This window comes from Alteromonas sp. DY56-G5, assembly GCF_041414725.1.
Lineage (GTDB): Bacteria > Pseudomonadota > Gammaproteobacteria > Enterobacterales > Alteromonadaceae > Alteromonas > Alteromonas macleodii.
The window spans coordinates 1-22,928 of sequence record NZ_JANHZQ010000058.1; the positions used below are offsets into that span (position 1 = coordinate 1).

At 39.5% G+C, this 22,928-nt stretch carries 9 protein-coding genes and 1 pseudogene; 8 read left to right on the top strand and 2 right to left on the bottom strand.

The genetic code is table 11. The annotated features are described in order from the left end of the window. Together NO989_RS19555 and NO989_RS19560 are read right to left on the bottom strand one after the other, a co-directional pair. Positions 1-471: pseudogene (locus NO989_RS19555) on the bottom strand (hypothetical protein); the annotation flags it as partial. Then, on the bottom strand, positions 468-863 hold the full coding sequence (locus tag NO989_RS19560; RefSeq protein WP_015068609.1) for a hypothetical protein: 396 nt from the start codon (positions 861-863) through the stop codon (positions 468-470). The pseudogene NO989_RS19555 and the gene NO989_RS19560, both read right to left, overlap by 4 nt. Before the next feature lie 142 nt (positions 864-1,005). On the opposite strand from NO989_RS19560, the gene NO989_RS19565 reads away from it, so the two are divergent. From NO989_RS19565 to NO989_RS19600, 8 genes are all read left to right on the top strand, one after another. Further along, the gene (locus NO989_RS19565) at positions 1,006-2,025 is read left to right on the top strand and encodes a hypothetical protein (protein WP_061093560.1); all 1,020 of its coding nucleotides are present in this window, start codon (positions 1,006-1,008) and stop codon (positions 2,023-2,025) included. A 44-nt stretch (positions 2,026-2,069) separates the two neighbouring features. Beyond that, the gene (locus tag NO989_RS19570; RefSeq protein WP_015068606.1) at positions 2,070-3,572 is read left to right on the top strand and encodes a hypothetical protein; all 1,503 of its coding nucleotides are present in this window, start codon (positions 2,070-2,072) and stop codon (positions 3,570-3,572) included. Between the two features lies 1 nt (position 3,573). Continuing rightward, positions 3,574-17,259 (top strand): N-6 DNA methylase, encoded by a 13,686-nt coding sequence (locus NO989_RS19575; protein ID WP_015068605.1) that lies wholly within the window; start codon positions 3,574-3,576, stop codon positions 17,257-17,259. An 86-nt stretch (positions 17,260-17,345) separates the two neighbouring features. Then, on the top strand, positions 17,346-17,993 hold the full coding sequence (locus NO989_RS19580) for a hypothetical protein (protein ID WP_015068604.1): 648 nt from the start codon (positions 17,346-17,348) through the stop codon (positions 17,991-17,993). Then, positions 17,990-18,790, top strand: coding sequence for a hypothetical protein (locus NO989_RS19585; protein WP_015068603.1), 801 nt, complete (start codon positions 17,990-17,992; stop codon positions 18,788-18,790). The genes NO989_RS19580 and NO989_RS19585 overlap by 4 nt, the downstream gene beginning before the upstream one ends. Further along, positions 18,787-19,428 (top strand): hypothetical protein, encoded by a 642-nt coding sequence (locus NO989_RS19590; RefSeq protein ID WP_015068602.1) that lies wholly within the window; start codon positions 18,787-18,789, stop codon positions 19,426-19,428. The genes NO989_RS19585 and NO989_RS19590 overlap by 4 nt, the downstream gene beginning before the upstream one ends. Then, the gene (locus NO989_RS19595) at positions 19,415-20,713 is read left to right on the top strand and encodes a hypothetical protein (protein ID WP_015068601.1); all 1,299 of its coding nucleotides are present in this window, start codon (positions 19,415-19,417) and stop codon (positions 20,711-20,713) included. Before NO989_RS19590 ends, NO989_RS19595 begins: the two co-directional genes overlap by 14 nt. Continuing rightward, positions 20,706-22,862, top strand: coding sequence for a TraM recognition domain-containing protein (locus NO989_RS19600; RefSeq protein WP_371343043.1), 2,157 nt, complete (start codon positions 20,706-20,708; stop codon positions 22,860-22,862). Before NO989_RS19595 ends, NO989_RS19600 begins: the two co-directional genes overlap by 8 nt. Positions 22,863-22,928: the final 66 nt, after the last annotated feature.

The following is a 22,928-nucleotide window of genomic DNA, read 5'->3' on the forward strand; positions in this document are numbered from 1 at the left end:
TTCACTAATATCTAACTTACCGCTCCCTGTTATATTTTTATGAAAAACTGAGGCGACAACTATCCTGACACAGGGGGCGATTAATGGCTCCATGTATAGAGGTGCAAAGTAACCCTGGAAGAAATATGAATTTCGACTTTGTATCTGCTTATCGATTTTTAGGAAGTGGAATGAAAGTAAATCTTCTGCATAGTCCTCTGCTATGTCACCCGCATACGTATAATTGATGCTTGGGTTGACCAATGGCTCCACATATTCAACGTTGTTATCGCGGTCGATTAGTGCCGGTTTTTCAATGTGGGTTTGGTTAGAAAAATAGCTTAGAAACAAGCTTATCGGTCCGATACAAAGCACTATGAACAAAAATGCCTTAAACAGAATCGTTATCTTTTTTTCTAATTTTTTATTTTGTTTCTCAGCAAATATTAATAAAGAATCATCAATATAGACTTGCTTTACGTCATGGCTCATTTTTTATGCTTCTCTTGGTGAGCCATGAATATTTGTCCAACCCCAATAAGGTATTTGACAGATGCAGCAATACATACAGCACGTTGTTCTGGTGCTATATCCTCTAGAGAACCTTCGAAGTCAATCCTCGCTTTTTCACGGGGTTCTGCCTCCCCTACCGGAGCTTGATAATCTATGAACCCTTTGCCAACAGGAACTTTATCTATCTGAATTTTATTGAGATTAACGTTTAACTGGTTCAGGTATACCTGCATTGAAATAATGATTTGCTGCAGAAGGTTTAACCTTTGGCTGTAAGGGAAAGACAGAAACTCTTCGTCCCATACACAGTCAACTGCGACATTTCCTTTAGAAGCAACATTAATTTCAAGTTTGAGATTTAACCTATTCATACACACCTCGTTTATAAACTGAAGTGATCATCCGAAAGTCACCTTAACTTCACAATATGAAACCCGATTTATCAGACATTTGATGTATGTGTGGGATGAGAGGATTTATAGAATTAACTTCAATAGAATTTTGGAGTAATTCATGAGAGTCCTAATCGCTATAATATTGTTGAGTTCGAGCTTCGCCAGTCGCGCTCAAACAAAAGACTTTGAAAACTATTTAAAGCAGGTGGAGAGAAATGCTAAAGGCCTAGCGACAATGTACTTTGGAGTTGGCACGCACGTTACGGGGTTCGAGCAAGTACCAGGTGGTGCATTTCATTTTCTCGCACACAAAGAAACAGGTGAGCAATACTCCCTTTATCTACTACCAGATATGGAAACGATCATCCAAGGAAACGCGCTATCTAAACACATTACCAATATAGATGACGCTCACAAGATACCTGCCTTAGAAGCAATTGCCATTGCGAACAAAAAAAAACAAGAATTAGCAGATGAAACAAAAAAGCATTTCGACAAGCTAAAAAAAGGTACCGCGTCTGCGCTTTTAGACGGCAACTTTGAAGACCAAACTCGCATCGATAAAGATAGAGTCTATAAACCATCTTCTTCGAGTGAATTTGCTAATAGCACAAAGGACGATGGATTTAGCGATTACAAATCATTATCCGGTGTGACATTTGGGGAAGGTAATAAAAATGTTTATGTATTCGTAGACCTTAACTGTCCTGCATGCCAGCATGAATTCAATTTTATATTGAAATCGGCTAAGTCTCATCAAACTAAAGTTACTTTCATTCCAGTGGCTTTTGTAAAACCTAAAGACTCTGTAGATAAGGCAGTCGCGCTGTTATCTGTAATCGAGAACAGTGAGAGACAAGCTCTTTTACACCGTCTAATTCAAAATCAGCCATTCTCTGCACTCGTTAACGACTCTAATACCTCCACCAGAGAAGGTGCGCTAGCCCTTAAAGCAAACATGGCCGCCTTTTTTGACCAGCCCAGTCCTGTAACCCCCTACATCGTGGCGTTAACGGAACGGGGATATCAACGTATAGGTACAACAAATCGAGACACCATAGAGAAGCTCTTTGTGCATTCCATTCCTTCTGCATCATCTATGAAGCAATCAGAAGCTAGAGACATACAACAGAGATAAACGCGCATGTAATGTTATTACATGATGTTGCAAGGAATAGAGATATGCCAAACCTCGTATTGTTAGACAAAAAAGAAACGATTAAATCTATCCAAGATGATGCTGAATCTACCTACAGTAAATTTGAACCTCTATTACAGAGAATGCCTCAAGTAGCTTCAGGAGCAGTCGAAATCAGACAAGCACAAAAATGGCTGGATGCTGCTTCCAAGACTTTAAAACAAAGTCAGGTACTTAGGCTAATTAAAGAATCATCAGGCCTAACAGCTCATGATATTAGGGCTCTATGGGCTTTTGATAAAGGCGAATACTATCCTACTTATGAAGCAAAAGAAGTCTATCTTCTGAAGAATTTAGAAGCTATTAGGGCTCCATCTGCCAGTGTTCATGAAGAGGGCTATTTAAAGGCTGTTTTAAGACAGGTAACCAAATCAAAATATGGCTTCAATGACGCTACAAATATAAAAAGCTCTGAACAGGCAAGGGAATTCGCTGGAAAGCTACCATGGGCTCTGAATATCGACTCATATTTAGGGGAGTCAAATGGTTCACAATTTGCCTACGATATCAAAACTGACTATGTAAATAAGCTAAGCACTAAAGACATACTTAACCAGTCGGACATCATTAGGCATCACTTTATTCAGTTGGCTGCATCCAATAATTTGCATGATCTATCGTCCAGTTATCAGTTCAATATATCCGTAAGCCCCCATACTGCCAAAACTATTTCTTCCATGGCTGGCCTCGATGCCGAAGGATTTTCTTTAGCAATACAAATTGCTAAGAAAGCCGAAAGCTCAAGTGACGATGTAGTTATTAAAAAAGATAGCATTCAAACCAAGCCGGAAATATTCCAGCAAATAATTAAAACTGGTGATACACACTGGAATAACATGCTCAATGGGATAAAGCCCTCATTCCAAAAAACTCAAGATGTCGATTTAACGACGAAGCAAAAATCAGACTACGAAGAAGTTGCTAAAAAGTATGCAATAGCACGAATGATGGAAGCGAAAGCAAAAGAAGCATTTGCAGAAGCTAGGGAACTATTACCGCAAACAGTACAAGGCGTTCCAGCAGGTTTCACCTCTCCATACCCTGCAGTATTAGTAGGCTCTAGAAAAGAGTTTGATCTTGATTCAGCTGTTTTAGCACTCTCGAATTCCGACATCCCAGAGCATTTCTACAAATCAGTCAAATATGACATCCCTGCACTAATAAAAGAAGCTCAAATCCGCGGTGTGGATACCGGTAAATACTGTGCTTTAGGTGCACCAGACAAATCAAAAGTAGTTGACTCCCTAGAAATGATTGGAATCGATAAATCCACATTTGAGTCTAGCTCTCATCATGTTCATCTCTCTGGTCAAACTCGGGGCCAAGTTCACGAACACCTCAATGAATTAAGAGACGTTGTAGAGATGCAATACACAACAATTGAACAAGAGCTTTTAGGGAATGGCTCTCTGGATATGAATTCACACAATTTAAATTTAAACGGAGATAGCGAGCAATCACATGATTTTGCTCCACAGGTAGGTTGATATGAAAAAGTTTAACGATTACAGCGCTATTGAAATTACTGGTTATGATAGAAACAAGGGCTACCTGTTTGGAAAGGTTAAAGATGGAAGTGATAAGAGAGTTACGCTAGTTCAAAATAAGCAGCAAAATACGACTTCATTTATCGAAAATCTTTCAAACCCTGATGCAAAAACATTCGCCCCAGTTGGCTCCACCATTATAGCTTACGGTGTACAAGCGATTAGACCGGAATCAGGGTTTTATAGTGCAAATTATGCCGTACCTCTAAATAAGCATCCACAGCACAAAAAAACCTATTCAACGCCACTAAAAATCGACGGCAAAACTCAGGTTAGAAACAATGAAAAAGGGCAATTCAAATCATTAGGTGCGACAGCCCTTGATGCTAATTATGAAACTATTCATAACATACAAGGCCTTAGACAAAAATTGGTTCAAGCTCTTAGAGGTTCAACGAACTCAGTTCCTGGATATGCTAGAGGAGTAATGATTCGAATTGGTCAAAGAACTGCTGATGGAACCAAAAAAGCTATGCCCTTTGAGTTTTTTGCGTTGGCTAATGAAACGCCTGAGGCGGCCATTGAAAGGCTGTACAAGGAGAATGACGGTCACAACAAATTTCGCAACACGCTCAAAATCATCAATTCTGAAATAGAAAAAGCGAATTCATTTGTAGAAATCTCTGGGTTATCCAGATTATCTTTTAATAGTTACGGTAACCCAACTAACCTCGAAAAAATTGCAAGCTCTAAACACTACAAAACCAAAGTAAACGGGAAGGCGCGTGGAGCCTATTCACTGACAGCTATCGCGGTGAACAATAGTACTGGCCAAATTGATACGTTCCTGCCCTTACCTCGCGCTAAGGTAGTCAATGATATAAGTGGCATCGTAGGCGCTCACTCGGACGAGGAAGCTACAAGTTTTAACTTGTCAGCCCCTAGTGAGAAGCGCGCTAATGATAAGAAAGGCGTAAAAGGCTACCCGTTACGTATGACCCAAGAACTCAATACTTCAGGGCAACTTTCGAGAGTAGCAATAAAAGGTTCACGTTCCGACATAGCTAAATATAAAGATCGAATAATCTCTGCTGGTGGCGCTAATAAGCCATTTTATAGAGAGTCTGACAATAGCTATGTATTTCCTATCTCAATTTCAAAAGAAGTTGGTGCTGTTTTAAGTGACCTTACAGGCGAACCAGCAATTTACATTGATGAGCCAAGCGCATCTTCATCCTCAAATAGTATTTACGTTAGAGGTCGAACAGAAAGAGAGCCATTCCGCTCGAAATTAAAAGAAATTGGTTCAGCACAACTTGATGGAAAAGAAGTAAGTGGGGGTTGGGCTTTCAATGAATCAAAAAGGATCACACTTGAGGCTTTGCTTGGTGATTTAATTAAGAAGCCACTTAACCCGGTGGGTTTCGGGGCTACATCGTACAACACATCCTTTCCGTCATATGCTGAATGGCAAAAAATAAAATATAACGACTCACCTAATGCTCTACTAGATGCGCATTTCGATGCTTTGAATACACTTGCTGAAGAAGCTGGTATTGATTGGACGCAAACTTCCAGAAACATAATCGTCCCTCCACCTAATTCGAGCTCTGCGATCTTTAAAAGTAATGTCGATGAAAAAAGCGTAGAAGTTCTAAAACAATCTCATAAAGGTAGTGCGAGCGTAGTCGCTGCTTCAAGTACCTATAGAACTAAGAATAAGAAAACTGGAAAAGAAGAGCAGACCCTATCGATTTATCTAAAATTTATCAATAAAAAAATGGGAGGCGGGGAATTCTTCACCGAGTTTAAGTCGGGTGAGTATGACTTCAGCCTTTTTGAAAAAGAACGTGGTACTGGCAACTTGAAGAAGCCAGAAGTAGATTCTGCAGCACTTGAGCGTCGAGAGTTGGACAATCAGAAAAGACTTGAAGAAAGAGCCTTAGAAATTGAGGCTGAGTTTCTTTTAAATAAAGAAGAAGCTCTGGTGGATTGGAATAGTGGTTCAGAACTACAGGGTAATGAGAAGTATATAAGTGATAAAGGTCTAACCGATTATACGTCTTTGATTGAGTTACGAGCTGGAGCCAATAAATTTAATAGCACTTACTCTATGTATCAGCTTGTCGATGAGTGGAATAACTTCGTTGGGCTACAAAAAATATATGATAATCCGTGGGTTACTGAAAAAGGAAAAAATGAAAATAAAACTTTTACAAAAGGTACTAAATTCACGGATTCTAAGACTAACCAGCCTATTGGCACTCATGGTCGAGTTGGTTTCGATGATGGGACTAAACCTATCATTTACACAGAAGGCATGGCAGATGCGCTATCTTCGGTCGCAGCTACTGACTATTTCGGAAAAATTGGTTTAAACAAGGACAACCTCAAAAAGGTAGTCTCACTATCAGTTCATAATAATCCAGATAGAAAGCACATTGTAATTGGTGATAATGATAAAAATCATAAAGATGGGAATATAGGTGCTATGGCAGCTTTAGATGCTGCTTGGGAGAATAACGTATTTTGGCTGGTACCTGATTTTACATATTATGGTAATGACGATAACGATAAAGATATTAACGACCTACATCAAAAAGGTGGATTAAGTGAAGTACGAAAGCAGATAGAGAACGCCAACCCGCCGCCTAAAAACCTTGTTGAATATTATAAATTAAGGCTTCAGTTCGAATCGGCTGAAAACCTAGCGAAGGCCACAGAAAGCGCTACTGCTCACATCCTCGAACGATATTCTAACTTTGAAGCTGGTGTAGTTAAAAAGTTACTTGAGTTTAAGGTCCCTGAAGCGGAAAAATCACAGCAGAAAAAAAACGATAGTAATTTTACTGAAGTCAATCCTAGACCTTTGCCACCTGAAGAGGTAGAGGCCAATACAGTAACCGCCGACAGCCCATTTCCAATAGAAATCATTGAAAAAACTCATTCCATTTCTGGAAAAAAGTACCTGGTAATCAATGACCCATCTAACGGTATATACTCTGACCCAATCGCAAAGGCAATCGAAGAATGCATGCCTGGCAAGACGGCTATATATAATGACGCAATAGGTCAGTACATTGCCCCTTTCCACTTAAAAAATCTCCTCAATAGCAAGCTGCATAGTTTAACCGGTGCGCCAGCCAACTATATTGGAAAGAGGTATCGCTCCAATGAAAAGGGATTTGTAATCAGAGGTGACCTTCCTGAAGAATTAATTGAAAAAATAAGCTCAAAAACAGGCTTTATCTCAACCAATTTCGATCAGGCTGAACAAGGTATAATTGTAGAAAATGAGTTAGCCCTATACCTTATTCAAGATATTCTCGATGATCGGCTTCTTTCCTCAAATATTCCAAAGTCTTTCGATGCGTATACAAGAGATTTCAATTCTAGTGACATCAACTATGCTCCAATAAAGCGTCAAGCCGAAGCCTTTGGCGTTTCCGTCCTAGAAATTGTAAAAATTCAAACCTTACTCTCGATCAATGAAGAGCAAAACCCTCGAGACAGCCACTGGTTTGCAGCACTGATTGCTAAAACAAAAAAAGAGCAAGAAGCCAATGGGCAAAAGCTTACTTACAAAGAACTTCTAGAGAAGTCGTATTTTGCAGGTGAACACCTTTTATCAAATTCAGAGATGACAGAAGAAGAGTATTTGTCTTCAGTCCCACTTTGGTACCAGATTGGCAAAAAATACAAATTAGAAGAAAAATTGACCGCTCCAAATGGCTCAGATAGTTCATCCACGAATGAAGAAGTAGTATCACAAAGTGAGCCGACAAATGTTGATGATTTTGGACAAGATACTTCAACAGGTGAGTCTGATGAAGTAGAAGCGGAACATTCTGAGACGCCGAATGGGGAGGCAGCAGAAGCCGCTCAATTAATAACAGAGCCCCTAGAAGCTGAGCAAGAAGCACCTCTATCTGTTGAGGAATCCAATGAAAATGCTTCTGAATCGGTTCTTCACCTAGAAGAAACCTCAAACACAGTGCACACCACTCCACCCGCGCCTAATGAACAATCAATCAACACTGATGTTGCCCCACAATCATCAATGTTCGACTTATTTGAAGAGGAGCCAACTGAATTAAACGTAGCTGCACCTTCTACAATTCACCCCCTCCCATCCGTATTAAGCGTAGAAGAAGTTACTTCTGATGGAATCGATGATTCAAGCATCGGCTTTCCTGATTGGGAAATTAGAATTCGCAAATTACACGATGCGATTGACCTATTGGTATCGAATGGTTTCGAACATGATGAGTTCATTGAACTTGTTGAGAACAGTCCTGCCTCAGTTGGTTATGAGGAAGGTGAAGTGCAGAGCTTTTATCAACAGTTGACCTCTGACCTTAAAAACCTTAAACAACATCCGATTGCAGATTTAGAAAATTTCACTCCTTTATCTCTGTCGTCGGCATACTTCAGTGTCTTCAACCGCATCAGCGCAGAGCGTTTAGAAGGTATCAAAGATTACATTGCTGAATTTGTTTACATTAAAGGGGCAATGGTCGAAAAAACTTTCAATAAATACCTTTCAGGTAAGCAAAGTATTCCTGATATGGTCGCTGATAATCCATATTTTATTGAGGGAGAATTGCAGAGTGAAGTCTTACTTCAAGATATTGAACACCTAACTGATTTTAAGTCAATAAATGACTTTTACAGGCATTACCGCGATATATATTCTTCTCAGCAAACGAATAATGTCCTTTCATCAGATGAAGAAAATGTGCCGTCAACGTTAAAATTTGCTCTTAATGGAGAAAGCGTTAATGGAGAAGAAATATTTTCTAACGATGAAATCAAACTATACGCTTTAGAAGAAGGAGACATGTACCTTTCTGTTGGTGCAAATGGCACCATCACAGAACTCAAACATGAGCGATTTAAGTCGACGAAAAATGATGAAGTTTTGTTAAACAAGCTCTACTTGAATGGACGTTCTGCCTATGTGGTTAGTTTTGAAAATATCACTAAGGGTTTTTTGGAATTTGACAAGGCCCAAAGTTTTTATTCGCGCAATGAGAATAAACTTTTAAATTTAACTGACAAGAATGTTACCTTCACTAAGCAGCCTACCCGTCCCCAAATTGAAGCTGCATTTGAAGCGTATTACGACGACGGTATTGACTTTGACACACTAATGTCTCGTCTTAACGAAAAATACGGCGTTACACTCGATAATGAATCGAAGTCCATAGTAGAAACAGCTTTCAAACATAAGACTGTATCTGTCGAAAAGAAAAAACTATCCCTGAATGAAAAACTATCTGAGCTAATTTCTGTAGCTTCGGAGCAGGCTAATACAGGGTTAAATTACACAGAGTTTTTCGAAGAAACCTTCAAGGAAGATGGGTATTTTTACAATCGCAATCCGTTTTTAGAAAATGACTCATCAGAGATTTCAAGGCAGGAACTCAATCAATCTCTGAGTGACGCAGGTTATAAGTCACTTAAAGCTTTTTATAACTCAATCTATGAAACGATTCATGCCATTGAGCAAGATGAAATCATTGGTCGATTAGGCGGTTTTATACCAAGTGCAACGATTCAACAAGACATCTCTCTTTCAGCGCAATTTACCAATTTAACCAATGTATTAAATGCTAAGCGTTTAGATGCAACTCTATTACCTCCCCTGCCCTTTAAAGACTACGCAAAAACACCACATGCATTGCAAAATATTAATGCTATTCAATCAGTAACACTGGTCGAGTTAACCAATGAAGAAAACTTGGAAAGGTACTCACTAGATGATTACCTCCTACTAGCTGACCTTCATCATGTTCAAAATGTAAGCGCCGAAATGGAAAAGGCAACTGTTGCGCAGTTAGTGGTAGATACTTGGAGCAAGCGTAGAGACCTAACATTTTTAAGTACAAAAGAAATCGCTGATTTTGACTCTGAAACGCTTAATGAGTTTTCACGAATTTTGGGAGTTAGTAATCAAACAGGAAATCTAGCCACCGCAATAGCAATTAAATCGAAACTAAAAGAGCTCCGCGAATTGACGTCTTTGAAGTTAGCTCAGTTTAATTACATATCAGATGCTATTCAGCATAATTCGAGTTCAAAAAAACTACCGGCATTTGTATACCGAGACATAGATTTAATAGCTAATGGCCATGAACATAACATTGATAAAGCTATCAACTATGTTGAAAGAATTCGGTCACTCAATGAGTCTAGACTATCTATAGAGAAAACCTTCCATAATATTAATTTAGTATCACCGGAGGTTCGCGCAGTTCTAAAGAATAGCGACACTTCAAAAAGCTATGTTGTCGGCATCGAGGACGCTAAATATGCCTCACATGCATATTTGTACTCACTTACTAAAGACAAGTCTGTGTCAGATATACAACTCCCCCTTGATATCTCTTACTACACAGTTGTTAACGACAAAATGGTAGGGTTCAACCGCGGTCTTGATAATGATTTTGTTCAACAGGCTGGGTTAAGCCCAATATCTGACAAAGCTCTTGAACGTGCTTTAGCACCTATTGAGAGCTTTATCGGCACGCAAGGTTATTTAGCTCTTAAGAATAACGAAGGAAACGCTGTACTTATTCGCGCTGCCAAAAAAGGTTTTGTTTCAACCGAATATAACGCTAAGACGTTAACATTAAACACCACTAGCATTCGCGACTTATCTGCATTGATGGAAACTTATAGGGCAGAAGGTTATGAATTTTCTGATGTTGAACCACTATTTGATGTCTTAATATCTGAGAAAAATCAAGAATCGCTTCAGCTTTTTGAATTTGTTACCGACCTCGATGTTAATAGCTTGTCAGAGGAGCAGCAACAAGGCTTTTCAGAGTTATTAAGCGAAGGCTTTGACGATGACTTCAGTGCACTATCAAAAGTAGCGAAAGAGAGAATTAGACATGCACTTCAAGATGATCTAATTGAAAAAATCACTGGGCTCAAAAATGATTTAGAACCTGGCATTTCTGATGACTATAAACAAGTGATTCGAGACTTGCTGGCGGTAGACTCGATTTCAATTACTCACAACGAGCATGTAACAGAAACAACTCAATCACTTTCTGATGAATCACCTGTGGAAAGCGTCAATTCTTCAATTAATGATTTATATGGCCTGTTTAACCATTTGGATGTGGATCAATCCGTCGAAAGCAGCTTACAGGATGATGCCTCATTTGTTCCAGAAACCAGTTCTGCAAATGTCGAAACTGGGAGATTGGCTATTGCTAACGGTCGTGCCGGTGTAATAACTGAAATCCATGGAAGTGTTGTCACGATTGAACCAGTTTGGAAAAGTAATGTTTCTTCAAACCCTTCTGCTCAAAATGCTTTGTACTCTTCTAAATATGACAAATACATATTCGAATTATCACCGGAAGAATTCGCCACTACAGAGGCCGCACTTTCATTTGATATGGATGTAGATTTATATAATCCACGTGATGAAAAAGGCCTTGAAAGAATACAGAAGCTGAGCCTACCGGATCTTAAAAAGTTGAGTGTAGTATACGGAGCAGATGTTAGTAGCGATGACCGCGAAGTTATTACCCAAGAACTTATACGCTCGGTTAGAGCAAGGACAGCTGCACTACTGATTGAAACAGGTAAACGCACGGATACATCTAATGAAGACCTTGAAGCTTTAGCAGAGTATGTCAACGTAGATGATGCTGACGAAGTAACGGAGTTTTTCCGTTCTGCAGCTAAGAATTCGAAAAGTTCTATTTTAAATATGAACTATGAGAAGGCAATTGAGGATGGGTTAAACTTCGGCTACCACCCTGGTATATCTGATAACGAAATTTTGGACGTTAATGTTGGTGAAGTTAAAACTATCAGCGATGTTAGTGTTATAACTCTCTTGAACAAGTCTACCATAGCTGAAATTCTGAAAGATGATAGTAGTGAGGCGGAGTACATAAAGTATCAATATCTCAGTAGCCCAGACGTTGACATAAATCGCCTTGAAACCTCTTCAGCTAAAATTAAATTAAATGGTTTCAACCACACGTATGTGTCTTCGAATGGTGATGAGTATCCCTCGTTAGAACTATTAACTGAATATTCAGAAGTCATAGACGTAACTCCAATTTTTGAAAACGGTGATGAGGTTTTATATTGGGAAAATGAAATTCCAACTGCTGGCGCGGTAAGTGAGACAATCTTTACTGGGGAAAAAGAAGTAAGAATTTCAGGACTAGAGTCCCCTGTTAACTTAGGTGAACTTGTTAGATTAGATCCCGTTAAATTAGAGAACGAACTTCAGAATATAAAACAGCAATTCAACGGCCCATTACAAAAAACCTTGGGAAGTGTGGTTTCACTAAAAGACGGTGAGACAGATTTACATAAGGCATATGCAGTTCAAAAGGCGATAGTCTTATTACAGAGTTATGCTGATAGTTCAGTAAAATCTTTCATGGGCTATGATTTAGAGCTCATTGGAGAAGAATTTAGATACAGCAAAGACGGCAGCACATTGGCTCAAGCTACCAATATTGAAGAAGCACAGCGCCTTGTAGCAGAAGCTGTAAATAACCTACTAACAGAGAGAGTACGCAAAAATGCAGATGAAATACGACTTGATGGAGTACATGGAGAAGTTCTGCCCAATTCTGACAGCACAGATGAAAAAGGAGAACACCTGGGTGAATTGGATAGAAATGAAAGCCAAGAAAATGTCGGAGGAACTAAATCAAGCGATAGAGCAGGTGGAAGCAGAAAATCCACAACCTCAGACGACGGATTACAACGAACTAGCGGCGTACCACCAGTTCGTACAAGTAACAGCCAAATCATTGGTATGTCAGAAGAATTATCCAACAGAAGAAGAGCCGAATACTCTTTCCCACTAGATATTGAAGATAGTATAAGCGGGTTACCTAAACGAATAGAATTAAACTTATCAGCTCTCAAATTGAGTAAGCAAATTGAAGATGAGGATCGACTTGCTACTCACGAAGAAAAAAACACCTTAGCACTCTACTCTGGGTGGGGTGGCATGCCGGGAATGTTTGACCCTACAAATTACGTTTACATCAAAGAACGTCGGGAATTGATGTCGTTAGTTACCGGCGAAGAATATGAATCGATTAAAGCTTCGGCATTAACTGCATTTTACACACCTCCGTCATTAATAGAGCAAATCCACTTAGGTGCAGAAAAGCTTGGTTTCGCAGGTGGTGAAGTAAGTGATCCATCGACCGGAACTGGTGGTTTCATATCTGCAATGCCTGCTCATTTAAAAAATAACTCAACATTTACTGCGAGAGAGCTAGATACTGTAACTGGTAAAATTGCTCAACAACTATTTGGCGAAAATATAGTTAAGATTGGAGGGTATGAAAACGCTACTCAACCTAACAACTACTTTGACCTTGTAACCTCTAACATCCCATTTGGAAACTTTTCAGTCTACGACTCTGACTATGCCAAATATGGATATAAAATTCATGACTACTTCATGGTTAAGAGCATTGATAAAGTTAAGCCTGGCGGTTTAGTCGCTTTCATGACTTCCACCGGCACTCTAGACAAAGTCGAAAGCAAAGCTCGAGAGCATGTCTACAAGACAGCAGATTTAGTTTCTGCCATAAGAATGCCTTCAAACACCTTTACCAAGTACGCAAATACCAATGTCGCTTCAGACATCATTTTCCTTCGTAAAAGACTCCCTGGTGAGGTCAAAGGCGACAACGCATGGCTCAAAACTCAACAAGTTGAAGCTGAAGATAGAAATGGCCACTTCCACGAGCACACTTTAAATAGTTATTTTGTTGATAACCCTGAAATGATAGTAGGCGAATTAACTTCGGTGAAGACACAATTCGGTCAATCACTTTCATCAAAATTTGAAGGTGATTTAATAGCTGAGGTGCAAACCAAGATTGAAAACCTTCAACCTCTAAGTAATGTGTCGAAGAAAGAAACTAAAATTCAGATAATCGAAGATAACTCTGAAGTAATAAAGCTAGTAGAAGATGTTAGACCCGGCTCATTTGTTTATAAAGACGGTAAGCTTGGCAAAGCTGTGTCCAAATATAATCCTGACCTAGATGACCACGAGCTCGTAATGGAGCCTCTGGAAACCTCGGGTGTAAAAGCTAAACGTCTGATAAGCCTGATTTCTGTTAGAGATGCTTGTCGAACTCACATACAAACCCAATTAGAAACAGAAGGGAATGACCCTCGTTTTCTTGCTTCATTAAACAATTTGAACGAGGCCTATGAACGTCATGTTCAAAAGCATGGGGTAATAAACGCCACAACAACAAAACAAGTATTTCAAGAAGACCCGGATTATCCCCTTCTTCTTGGACTAGAAAGCATCGACAAAAAAACAAAGGACGTAGTAAAGGCACAGATATTCACTGAACGAACAGTTGGAATTAACCCAGATATTACTCAAGCAGAATCGTTGGAAGACGCATTATTCATATCTATTGCAAAATACGGTGAAATAAATCCCACGTTAGTGTCTCAATTGCTCGATAAAGATTGGAAAAATGTTGTAGAAAACTCGGGAGACCTTCTTTTCCTTGACCCTAATACAGACCAATGGATGTTCAAAGGCAATTACCTTTCGGGAAATATCAGCACTAAGTTGAAAGATGCTAAAGCTGCTGCAGAGCTAAATCCTTACTTTGAAAAGAATGTTAAAGCTTTAGAAAGCGTCATGCCTCAAAGAATTATCTCAGAAGAGATCAAAGTGAGATTAGGCACAGCATGGATTCCAGCTTCAACTATGAGTAGATTCGTGGAGTACATTGTAACTGGAGAGGAAACACCATTCGAGAGCAAGCCCAATAGGCAATTCGGCGTATCTTTTGTGAACGCTGAGTGGTCATTGAATGTATCCGAATATGTGATCTCATCTAATAGTGGCAGAAGCAGAAATAGATTTGGTACAGAAAGAAGAGATGCGGTAGACCTCATTGAAAAGGTGATGAACGGTTCTAAAACTGATGTATTCGATACGATTGATGGGAAAGCTGTATTCAATTCTGAAGCATCAGCACTTGCTAGTGCAAAAGCTCAAGACCTAGCGACTGAATTTAAAGAGTGGGTTTGGAAGAACCCTCAAAGGAAGGAACATTTAGAAGATGTCTACAATGAGCGTTTTAATGTATTCGTTAACGCAAAATATGATGGCTCACACATTCAATATACCGGTTTGAATCCAAACTTTAATGGAAAGAAATTCGACCCCCGTCAAACGCAAAAGAATACTCTAATGCGTTACCTTGTAGAGGGTAGAGCTTTGTTAGCACATGGTGTGGGTACTGGTAAGAGTTTTGAATTGGCATCAATTGCAATTGAAGGAAAAGCACGAGGAGTACATCAAAAGCCAATGGTAGCAGTGCCAAACAATGTCTTTGGTCAACTTAGCAGAATGATTCAAGAGCACTACCCTAACGCTAGAATTCTCGCGCTAGACCCCAAAAATATGCCCAAGGAAAAAAGAAAGGAACAAACCGCACGCATAGCAACGGGGAATTGGGATGCGATTATTGTAGCTCATAGCACACTTGATAAATTCTCAGCTCCTACGGAATTTGTTACTAATCAACTCGAAGCTCAATTAAACGAGTATCGCTCTTCTCTTGAAAATGCTGAAGCAATGGATGGCCAAAACAATAAAAGAGCGCAACGGAAGATTAAAAACCTAGAAAATAAAATACAAAAACGCTTATCACAAGAAAAGAAAGACAACTTACTTTATTTGGACGAGCTGGGGATAGATACGATACTTGTAGATGAAGCTGACAACTTCCTAAACCTCGGTACTCCGTCAAACATGGGCCATGTTAATGGCGTAAATACTCAAGAGAGCAACCGAGCTATGAATATGATTTTCATGACTCGATTCATTCAGGAGCTAAGAGATGGCAAAGGCGTAGTCTGGGCCACGGGAACCGATATTCGCAAATCCATGAGCGATTTATTTGTAAATCTATACGTATTGGCACCTGATGAACTTAAAGCGCTTGGGGTTTATGAGTTCGACAATTTTATGAGTGTTTTTGGTGAGGTAGTTTCAACCATTGAAGCCAACCCTGAAGGTACCGGTTATAGAGAAAACTCAAGACTAGCCAAATTTAACAATCTACCAGAACTAGGAAAGTTATACCGCACAATCGCTGATGTAGTAACAGCTGAAATGGCTGGCGTAGAAAAGCCAAATTCAAACAAAATTGCGGTCAAAGCAAATGGTAACGAGTACTTCGATGCTTTTATGAAAAACATAGCCAAAAGAGCTACAAGCTTCAGAAATGGAAGTAAAGATGAAACTTGGTTCAGCATCCAACATGACTCTCAGAGGGCGGCAATGGATATGCGATGCATAGACCCTAATATCCCAGAATCTCCCTCTAGCAAAATAATGAAAGCTTCAGAAAATATTCTTTCTGAATTCAGAAAGAAAGATGAGAAAACCCGGGCTCAGCTAGTCTTTATTGACCGATTTGTTAACCCGTCAGATAAAGGCTTCAGCGTTTATGATGATTTAATCAATAAGCTAGTTGCTGGTGGTATCCCACGCGAAAAAATCATTGATAGTCGTCAAGTTAATACAGAAGCCCAAAAGAAAGAGTTTGAAGACGGAATGAACTCCGGCAAGTACGCGGTAGCTATTGGAACAACGGACAAGTTTGGAGTTGGTAATAATATCCAACAAAACTTGGTAGCAATGCATGAGTTAACGCCTCCCTGGAACCCCAGAGACTTGGAGCAAAGGCTTGGAAGAATAGAAAGACACGGAAATCAGCATAGCGAAGTAAATGTTTACCGCTACTCCACAGAGAATAGCTTTGACCTATTTATGTGGGAAACGATGAAAAGAAAGGCCACATTCATTATGCAAACCAAGCTAGAGCCAGAACTCGCTCCTCGTGAATATACGGAAGAGCCAGATGCTACATATACTGAAATGATGGCTATAGCGACTGGGAATAGTCTAATTAAAGATAAAATCGACGTTGATTCGAAGCTAAAAAATTTAGAAAGGCAGTACCGCGGCTATATCGACAACAAACGTTCAATGGTTCATCAAGTTGGGTATAAAAATGAAAGAATCGAAAAGGACCAAGTTTTACTAGATGAAAAAGGGAAGTTTTTATCTAAAGTCATTGGCGATATGAATTTAGTGGTTGACGGTATGCGTATGCCCGACCTGAAAAGCGCTGGGGATCGAGTAAAAGGTATCTTTGACCAACTTCAAGGAGTTAAAGCTCCGCCTCTTACTGTGCCGGTTGGAGAGTACAATGGAATGGAAATTAAGTTCAGGCTTGAAGATTCAGAAGATGGTAAAAAGGTTTATAGACTTAAAATTTATCATGACAGTAAAGAAGGTTTTCAAGTATCAAATCACCCATACGTAGGTCGACAAATCAGCGATATTTCCACACTCCAAGATAAGCTAGAGAAGTTCATTGGTGAAGTGAAGGATCGAATTACTTTCAACGAAAAAAGTATTGAAAGCCTTAAAACTGAGATTGAGAGGCCTTTTGACAAAGAAGAGGAAATGCAAAGTTTGCAAAAAGCTGCTGAAAAGCTAAACGCGGAACTATTAGTTGCTGCAAATGAAGCCTCGCAGACGGAAGAGGTCGTTGATTGGGGAGTTATGCTTAGTGAAATTCAGCGAGATGACGAAGTAGATATTAATGAACCTACAAACACTCTAAACTAGAGTAATCCGATTTATTCAATATTCTCGATTGAATAATTGTTACTGAAGAAAGACCATCTTTGAGTTACTTCTCTAAGATGGTCTTTATGTCTAATACGTTCAAAGTTAATCCCAACATTAAGCAGTGCCCTGCGTGTGGTCTTACACTAAAATTTAATAATATAGAGTCGAAAAAGCTTACATCTTGCAGATGCGGCTTTATGGAGGCAGCAGGTTCTCTTCATATCCTAGACCACATTAACGATGTTCTTTCTGAATATGCGGCTTTAAAAAATATCCACTCTGTAAAAGGCCTACTAAATGAAACTTACTCAATTGCTAAGGGAAATGCTTTTAGTGCATACGGGTTTCTGTCTTTACTATTGAAGCGCTCTCAAACCTTCATATTTGGTGACACGCCGGTCAATAAGGTTTTTAACGGCATTGAGATCATGGAAGTAATTAGCACAGATAAGGGCATACTGGGAGAGCGAGTTTCATTAAAAAACACAGGTATGGATTCTAACTCCCAGCTGCATGCACTTTCGATTCAAATAATATTATTAACCTACGTCATAGATGAAACACTCAACGCAAGTTCATTAAACCAAAGCTCTCGAAAAAGTGGTGTCTTATACATAGAGGATGTAGTTGGTGTTGCCGAGTTGGTAAACATCGATACCCTTAGAGAAAAGTTCCGCTTGCCAACAAACGAAAAGGATTTAGTGAAACAAGAATCGGGGCCAGCATTGTGAACGCAGCTCAATTAGCGATCGATATGGCTAGAGGTCAAGAACAACGAATTGATGCCCGTAATGAAGACAAAGCGGCCACAGTCCAAGCCGGCCAAGCCGATACACTAACCCTTGATTTAAGGCGTTCATTAAATGGTCTTAAAGTAGGACTTTCTCTCGTAACAGCATGTATTTGGAAAGGAGAGGATGCAGAAAAAAATCTTAAGGAACTCATAGATCTAACTCAAAGCCTTTCAAATGAGCTTTTGCCAGATACTAAAAACAACGAAGAAGAAAAGCGTCAAGCAGCAATAATAAGAACTTCAATTCTACGGTGTGTTGAGGAAGTCGCAAAACAAGATACAGCCGACTCACTATCTAGTGCACAACTGGCGAGCTTATTTGACATTGCTTCAGAGCTAAGCACTTATGAAACCTTACCGCCGCAGAATATAGCTCAATCTTTCGATCTATCATTTCTAGTTGCCATCGGCTTCAACACGAGCTCTTTAACCGAAGACAGCAGTTCTATATCCGAACACTTGGCTGAGGTTAAATTTGGGTTAACCGAAACATTTGCGACCTTAGAAAAATTTAATATCAGCAACAGTGCTCTTTCTCATATTAAGGCAATAGTACTAGACGAAATCATAGCATTACATCGGCAACTTGTTATGGAGGAAGCGGAACGCAGAAGGATAAATAAGCTCGGAAGAATTGAAGGCAAGGAAAATCTCAAAGTTGTAGAGATGAAATTCAAATCCCTTTTGAAATCAATAATAGAAGCAACTATCGCAAACACTAAGGTGTCGCCATGAGCCTCGTATTCCATATTGAACAATTAATATTATCAAAAAATAAAAAAGCCAAACTTTATGACGGCGATTTTCCTTATCAAAACAAACAAACGGGAGAGATCATTCAAGTCCATCGGAAATTCTACGCCCTGAACCTGGCCCACGCAGAAAAATTATCCCAGCATATAAAGAAATTAGAGCATTACAAACTTGAAAGAGGTAATTGGAAGCACGCTTTTGGAATCTCCCACGACCAGTCTACTGGAAAAGTTCTTCGGTTTGCTCAGAGAATTTCAGGAACTAGGAATTTGAAAACAAATTTTAACAAAGGGCTTAATGCTGGTGGGATACCCCTTTTTGCATTTACTAGACATAGTTATGCGATGGTATTAAGTACGATTAAGGGCAATAAATCTGACATTTCACCAGACCAACTCACTGTTGAAGAAAAGGATTTTCTGAAGAAAAAGATGCTCGCTATATTTGGTCTAGCACTATGCCTCTTTTCAATGACAGTGGTTTTCGGCGTGAGCTTAATAATCAACAACAACACCTTTAGCTTGTCTGGGTACGGAGTGTTAACCACTCTGGCATTATCACTTTTGTTCATTGTAAGTAGCTTTAAGACTTATAAGGAGTACGACAATGTCGGGAAATAACGAAGATAAGGGAAATACACCATTAATCATCATGGGCTGTATTCTAGGGTTTCTCTCCCTTTGCTGGTACCTTTTTAGCGTCAATATCAATACAGCTATTACTTCTGTGGCTAAGATAAATCTTGAAATCGTTGCCGCTCTTACTGAAATGGGTGAGCTTGGGGAGCTCTTAGCAAACATTTTCGCTCCTGGAATATCAAGTGAAATTATTAGCACTTTGAAAGATAAATTTTACTCTACTAACCCTAGGTTTATGAGTGGAAAAGAAACTATCCTATACTTGGAGTTTTTAGGACAAAACTTCCGTCCATTTTTAATTTTATTCATTACTGTCAGCTTTATTAAGGTCTATAAAGACCAAAGGCATAGAAGCTTAAAAAAGAAATATAACCTTGACGACATATTGAAAGTGGGCTCGCAATACAACCCCCATCTTAACCCTGTCATCTGTCAAGATCTGGTCAAATGCGACCCTGATATCGGCCCTTTAGCAAGGGACAAGTCACCTCTTATACTCGCTATTGAAAACAACTTGATAACCGTCTTTGATATTGACCATGTTGGGAATAACACCAATAGAATACTAACTCCGGTATTTGGTAAAAAAAACATTCAAAAAGGTGAGTCCATCGTCATCAAAAATTCATACACAGACACTCTCGAAGGCCTTCCTATATTGCATGGTAGGTGCTTGTTAAATAGGAAAATGGCGAAAGGATTTTTTACTAAACAACTTGGCCCTCGATATTCAGGTTGGAAAAGCATGCCTCTAGAAAGGAGAGCATTTTTAGCGATAGCAACTCTTTTCATGAAAGGAGTTGATTCAGGTGGCGTTGCCGAAAGCATTAAATTACAGCGCCAGATAAACGAAGATTTCAGTTTAAAGAAGGTAAAAAATCTCAACTATCTCGACGAGAGTAAAATCGATGAAATATTGTCTGAGAATGAAGATTTGAAGCCATTTCAGGCGCTGGTTAATAGCCACTCATTTGAACTGACTTTGATTACTGGATTTATGGAAGCAGCTCGAAAGAAAGGAAAACTCTACACGAGCCATATGTACTGGATAAAACACACTGACAGGTCACTTTGGTTCACTCTCGAGAACTGTGGAAGCCAAATGCCTTATTGTGAGGCGGCAGCAGTCAGGGCTCATTACCTTCGAGAAGAAAATGTTCAAATGGGACTCGATCACCCAGAAATAGAAAGCGCTATCGATGGACTAGAAAAATTTCTTGGTGAAACGGAAGGCTGGTTAGCAAAGGTTGTGAAAGAAGATGTTTGATAATAGAGCCCCTAAGAACAATAGAAACCTAGAAGCTCGTAGAAGATACGTTGATACTCGTAGTGAACTCAAAAAACTACTTGATAGCTTAAGATTACGAGAGTACCTAGCCTTTGGTTACATTTGTATCGTAACTCTGGTGTGCCTAATCCCTGCCATTTGGTTAGTATGTCTAATTGTTTTCCTGATTTTACATGTCAACTCCAAACTCGATAAAAAGAAAATTGGCGTCCTGCCTCTTAAACTTCCTTTCTGGATGAACAAGACTGATTATCATGAGCCTGCGGTTGCTGACAGATTCAAGTTTGAGAAAGCAAGTGGAACTATCCATATGGGTAATGAGCTGTCTACGCAATTAGAATTGTGGATTGTCCCTAAAGATCTATTAACGCATCTCTTATTTATATCTACCACTGGTGGTGGTAAAACAGAATTCCTTTGGTCTCTAGCTGCAACTAGTAGCTTCATGACAGGCGGCGCCCTAATATATGTCGATGCAAAAGCTGCTCCAGACGGGCTTGAAAAACTGTATTTCTTAGGCCGCAAAACTGGGCGAGAAGACAGCATCCGTATAATGAACTATCGGACTGGAAATAAAGAGGTTAAACATTCTCACTGGAAGAAAGTAAGTAACACCTGCGGCATGTTCGCGGTAGGTACAGCATCAGTTGTTCAACAATTTTTGGAAGATATGATGCCTCCTGGCGAGGGTGAAAACCAAGTTTTCAGAGATAAGGCTGTTGGAGGATTAAAGGCATTTTTGCCATGTGTAGTAGAATTACGTGACCAAAAGTTAGTAAATATCACCCCGAGTTTAATTGGCCAATGGTTTACGATTCCAGTCTTATGCAAATTAGCTTGGCCAGAACACAATGACCACCTAATACCTCTAGAGAATGAAACAACTGGTGAAACTATTGAAATACCTCACAAGGTATCAAAGCAAAGGCAGCGTGCCCTTAGACGTTACTTAGAAAACCTCCCTTCGTTTGATGCAGACAATCCAGATAAGTTAAGGAACGGGATTAAGCAAGCATCTGAAGTTCACAGACAGTTTGGTTTCGGCCTAGGTTACATTTCAAAACCCCTTGTTGAACTTGGGAGTGCGTACAGCCACATATTTGAGTGTGAGCAAGGTGAAATCGATTTTCGAGATATTATTCTCAACAACCGCCTTTTAGGTGTTTTCGTACCAGCTACAGAGCAATCAAAGGATCAAAGGCAAGTACAAGGAAAAATTGCACTATCGGGAATACGGGTAGCTATATCAACAGGACTAGGTGAAGACTCAGAAGGTGATTTAGATGACATTATTAACAACCTTCCTATAGACAAGAAAAACCCTAGTCTAATTATCATCGATGAATATGCTGAGGTAGCAATCGAAGGTTTTGCTGTTGCCGCAACTCAAGGTCGCGGGCTTGGAATTGGTGTATGTTTTAGTGGACAAGATTTGGCAGGCTTCATCAAGGCATCAAAAGAGGAAGCAACACAGATTTTTGGTAATACACGTCTTAAGATTCTAGGCCCACAAGAAGATGTTAAAGAGACTTGGGATTGGTTTAAAAGCTTAGGCGGAACGATGAATGTGGCAGAAAGTAATGGCTGGAATGAAGGTGATTTCAGCGCTTACAAAAGCAACCTATCGGCTCAGATAAAGGAAATAGACAGACTAAATTGGTTAGATGTAAAAGAACAAATTGAGGGTGAGGGCTATATATTTCAGTCTTCAAATCTAGTGAGGGCCCAGCTTTTCAATATAAGGCTTAACACCAAAGAGCTTGGAAATTTTCGTATCACTAGACTTCTTGAGGTTTTGCCTCCAAGCGAAAAAGAGAAAAATGAGCTATTGAAAAAGGTAGAATTATCTAAGGCAATTGAATATTCCCTTGAAAGAAATATTCTTCCTTCAAATAGTTCTTTAATAGATTTAAAGGGTTCTGAGCCTAACCTGTCAACGGATTGGATTTATAAACTTCTGGAAGCACAAACAGTTAAAGAAAAGGAGGTCGATGCTTTAAACAAGGAGATTCAAGCATTAGAAAAGCCAATTGAAAAAGTGGAAACGCCTGCTAGTAAGACTCACCAACAAGAGAGCGCCTTTGTAAAAACCACAAAAAATAAGGAAGTAACTTTACCGAGCCTGTAACAGATTCTGTGTAACTGCCATTAGTTAATATGCTTTTCGAGGCGTTCCTCGAACTCGATAATAAAA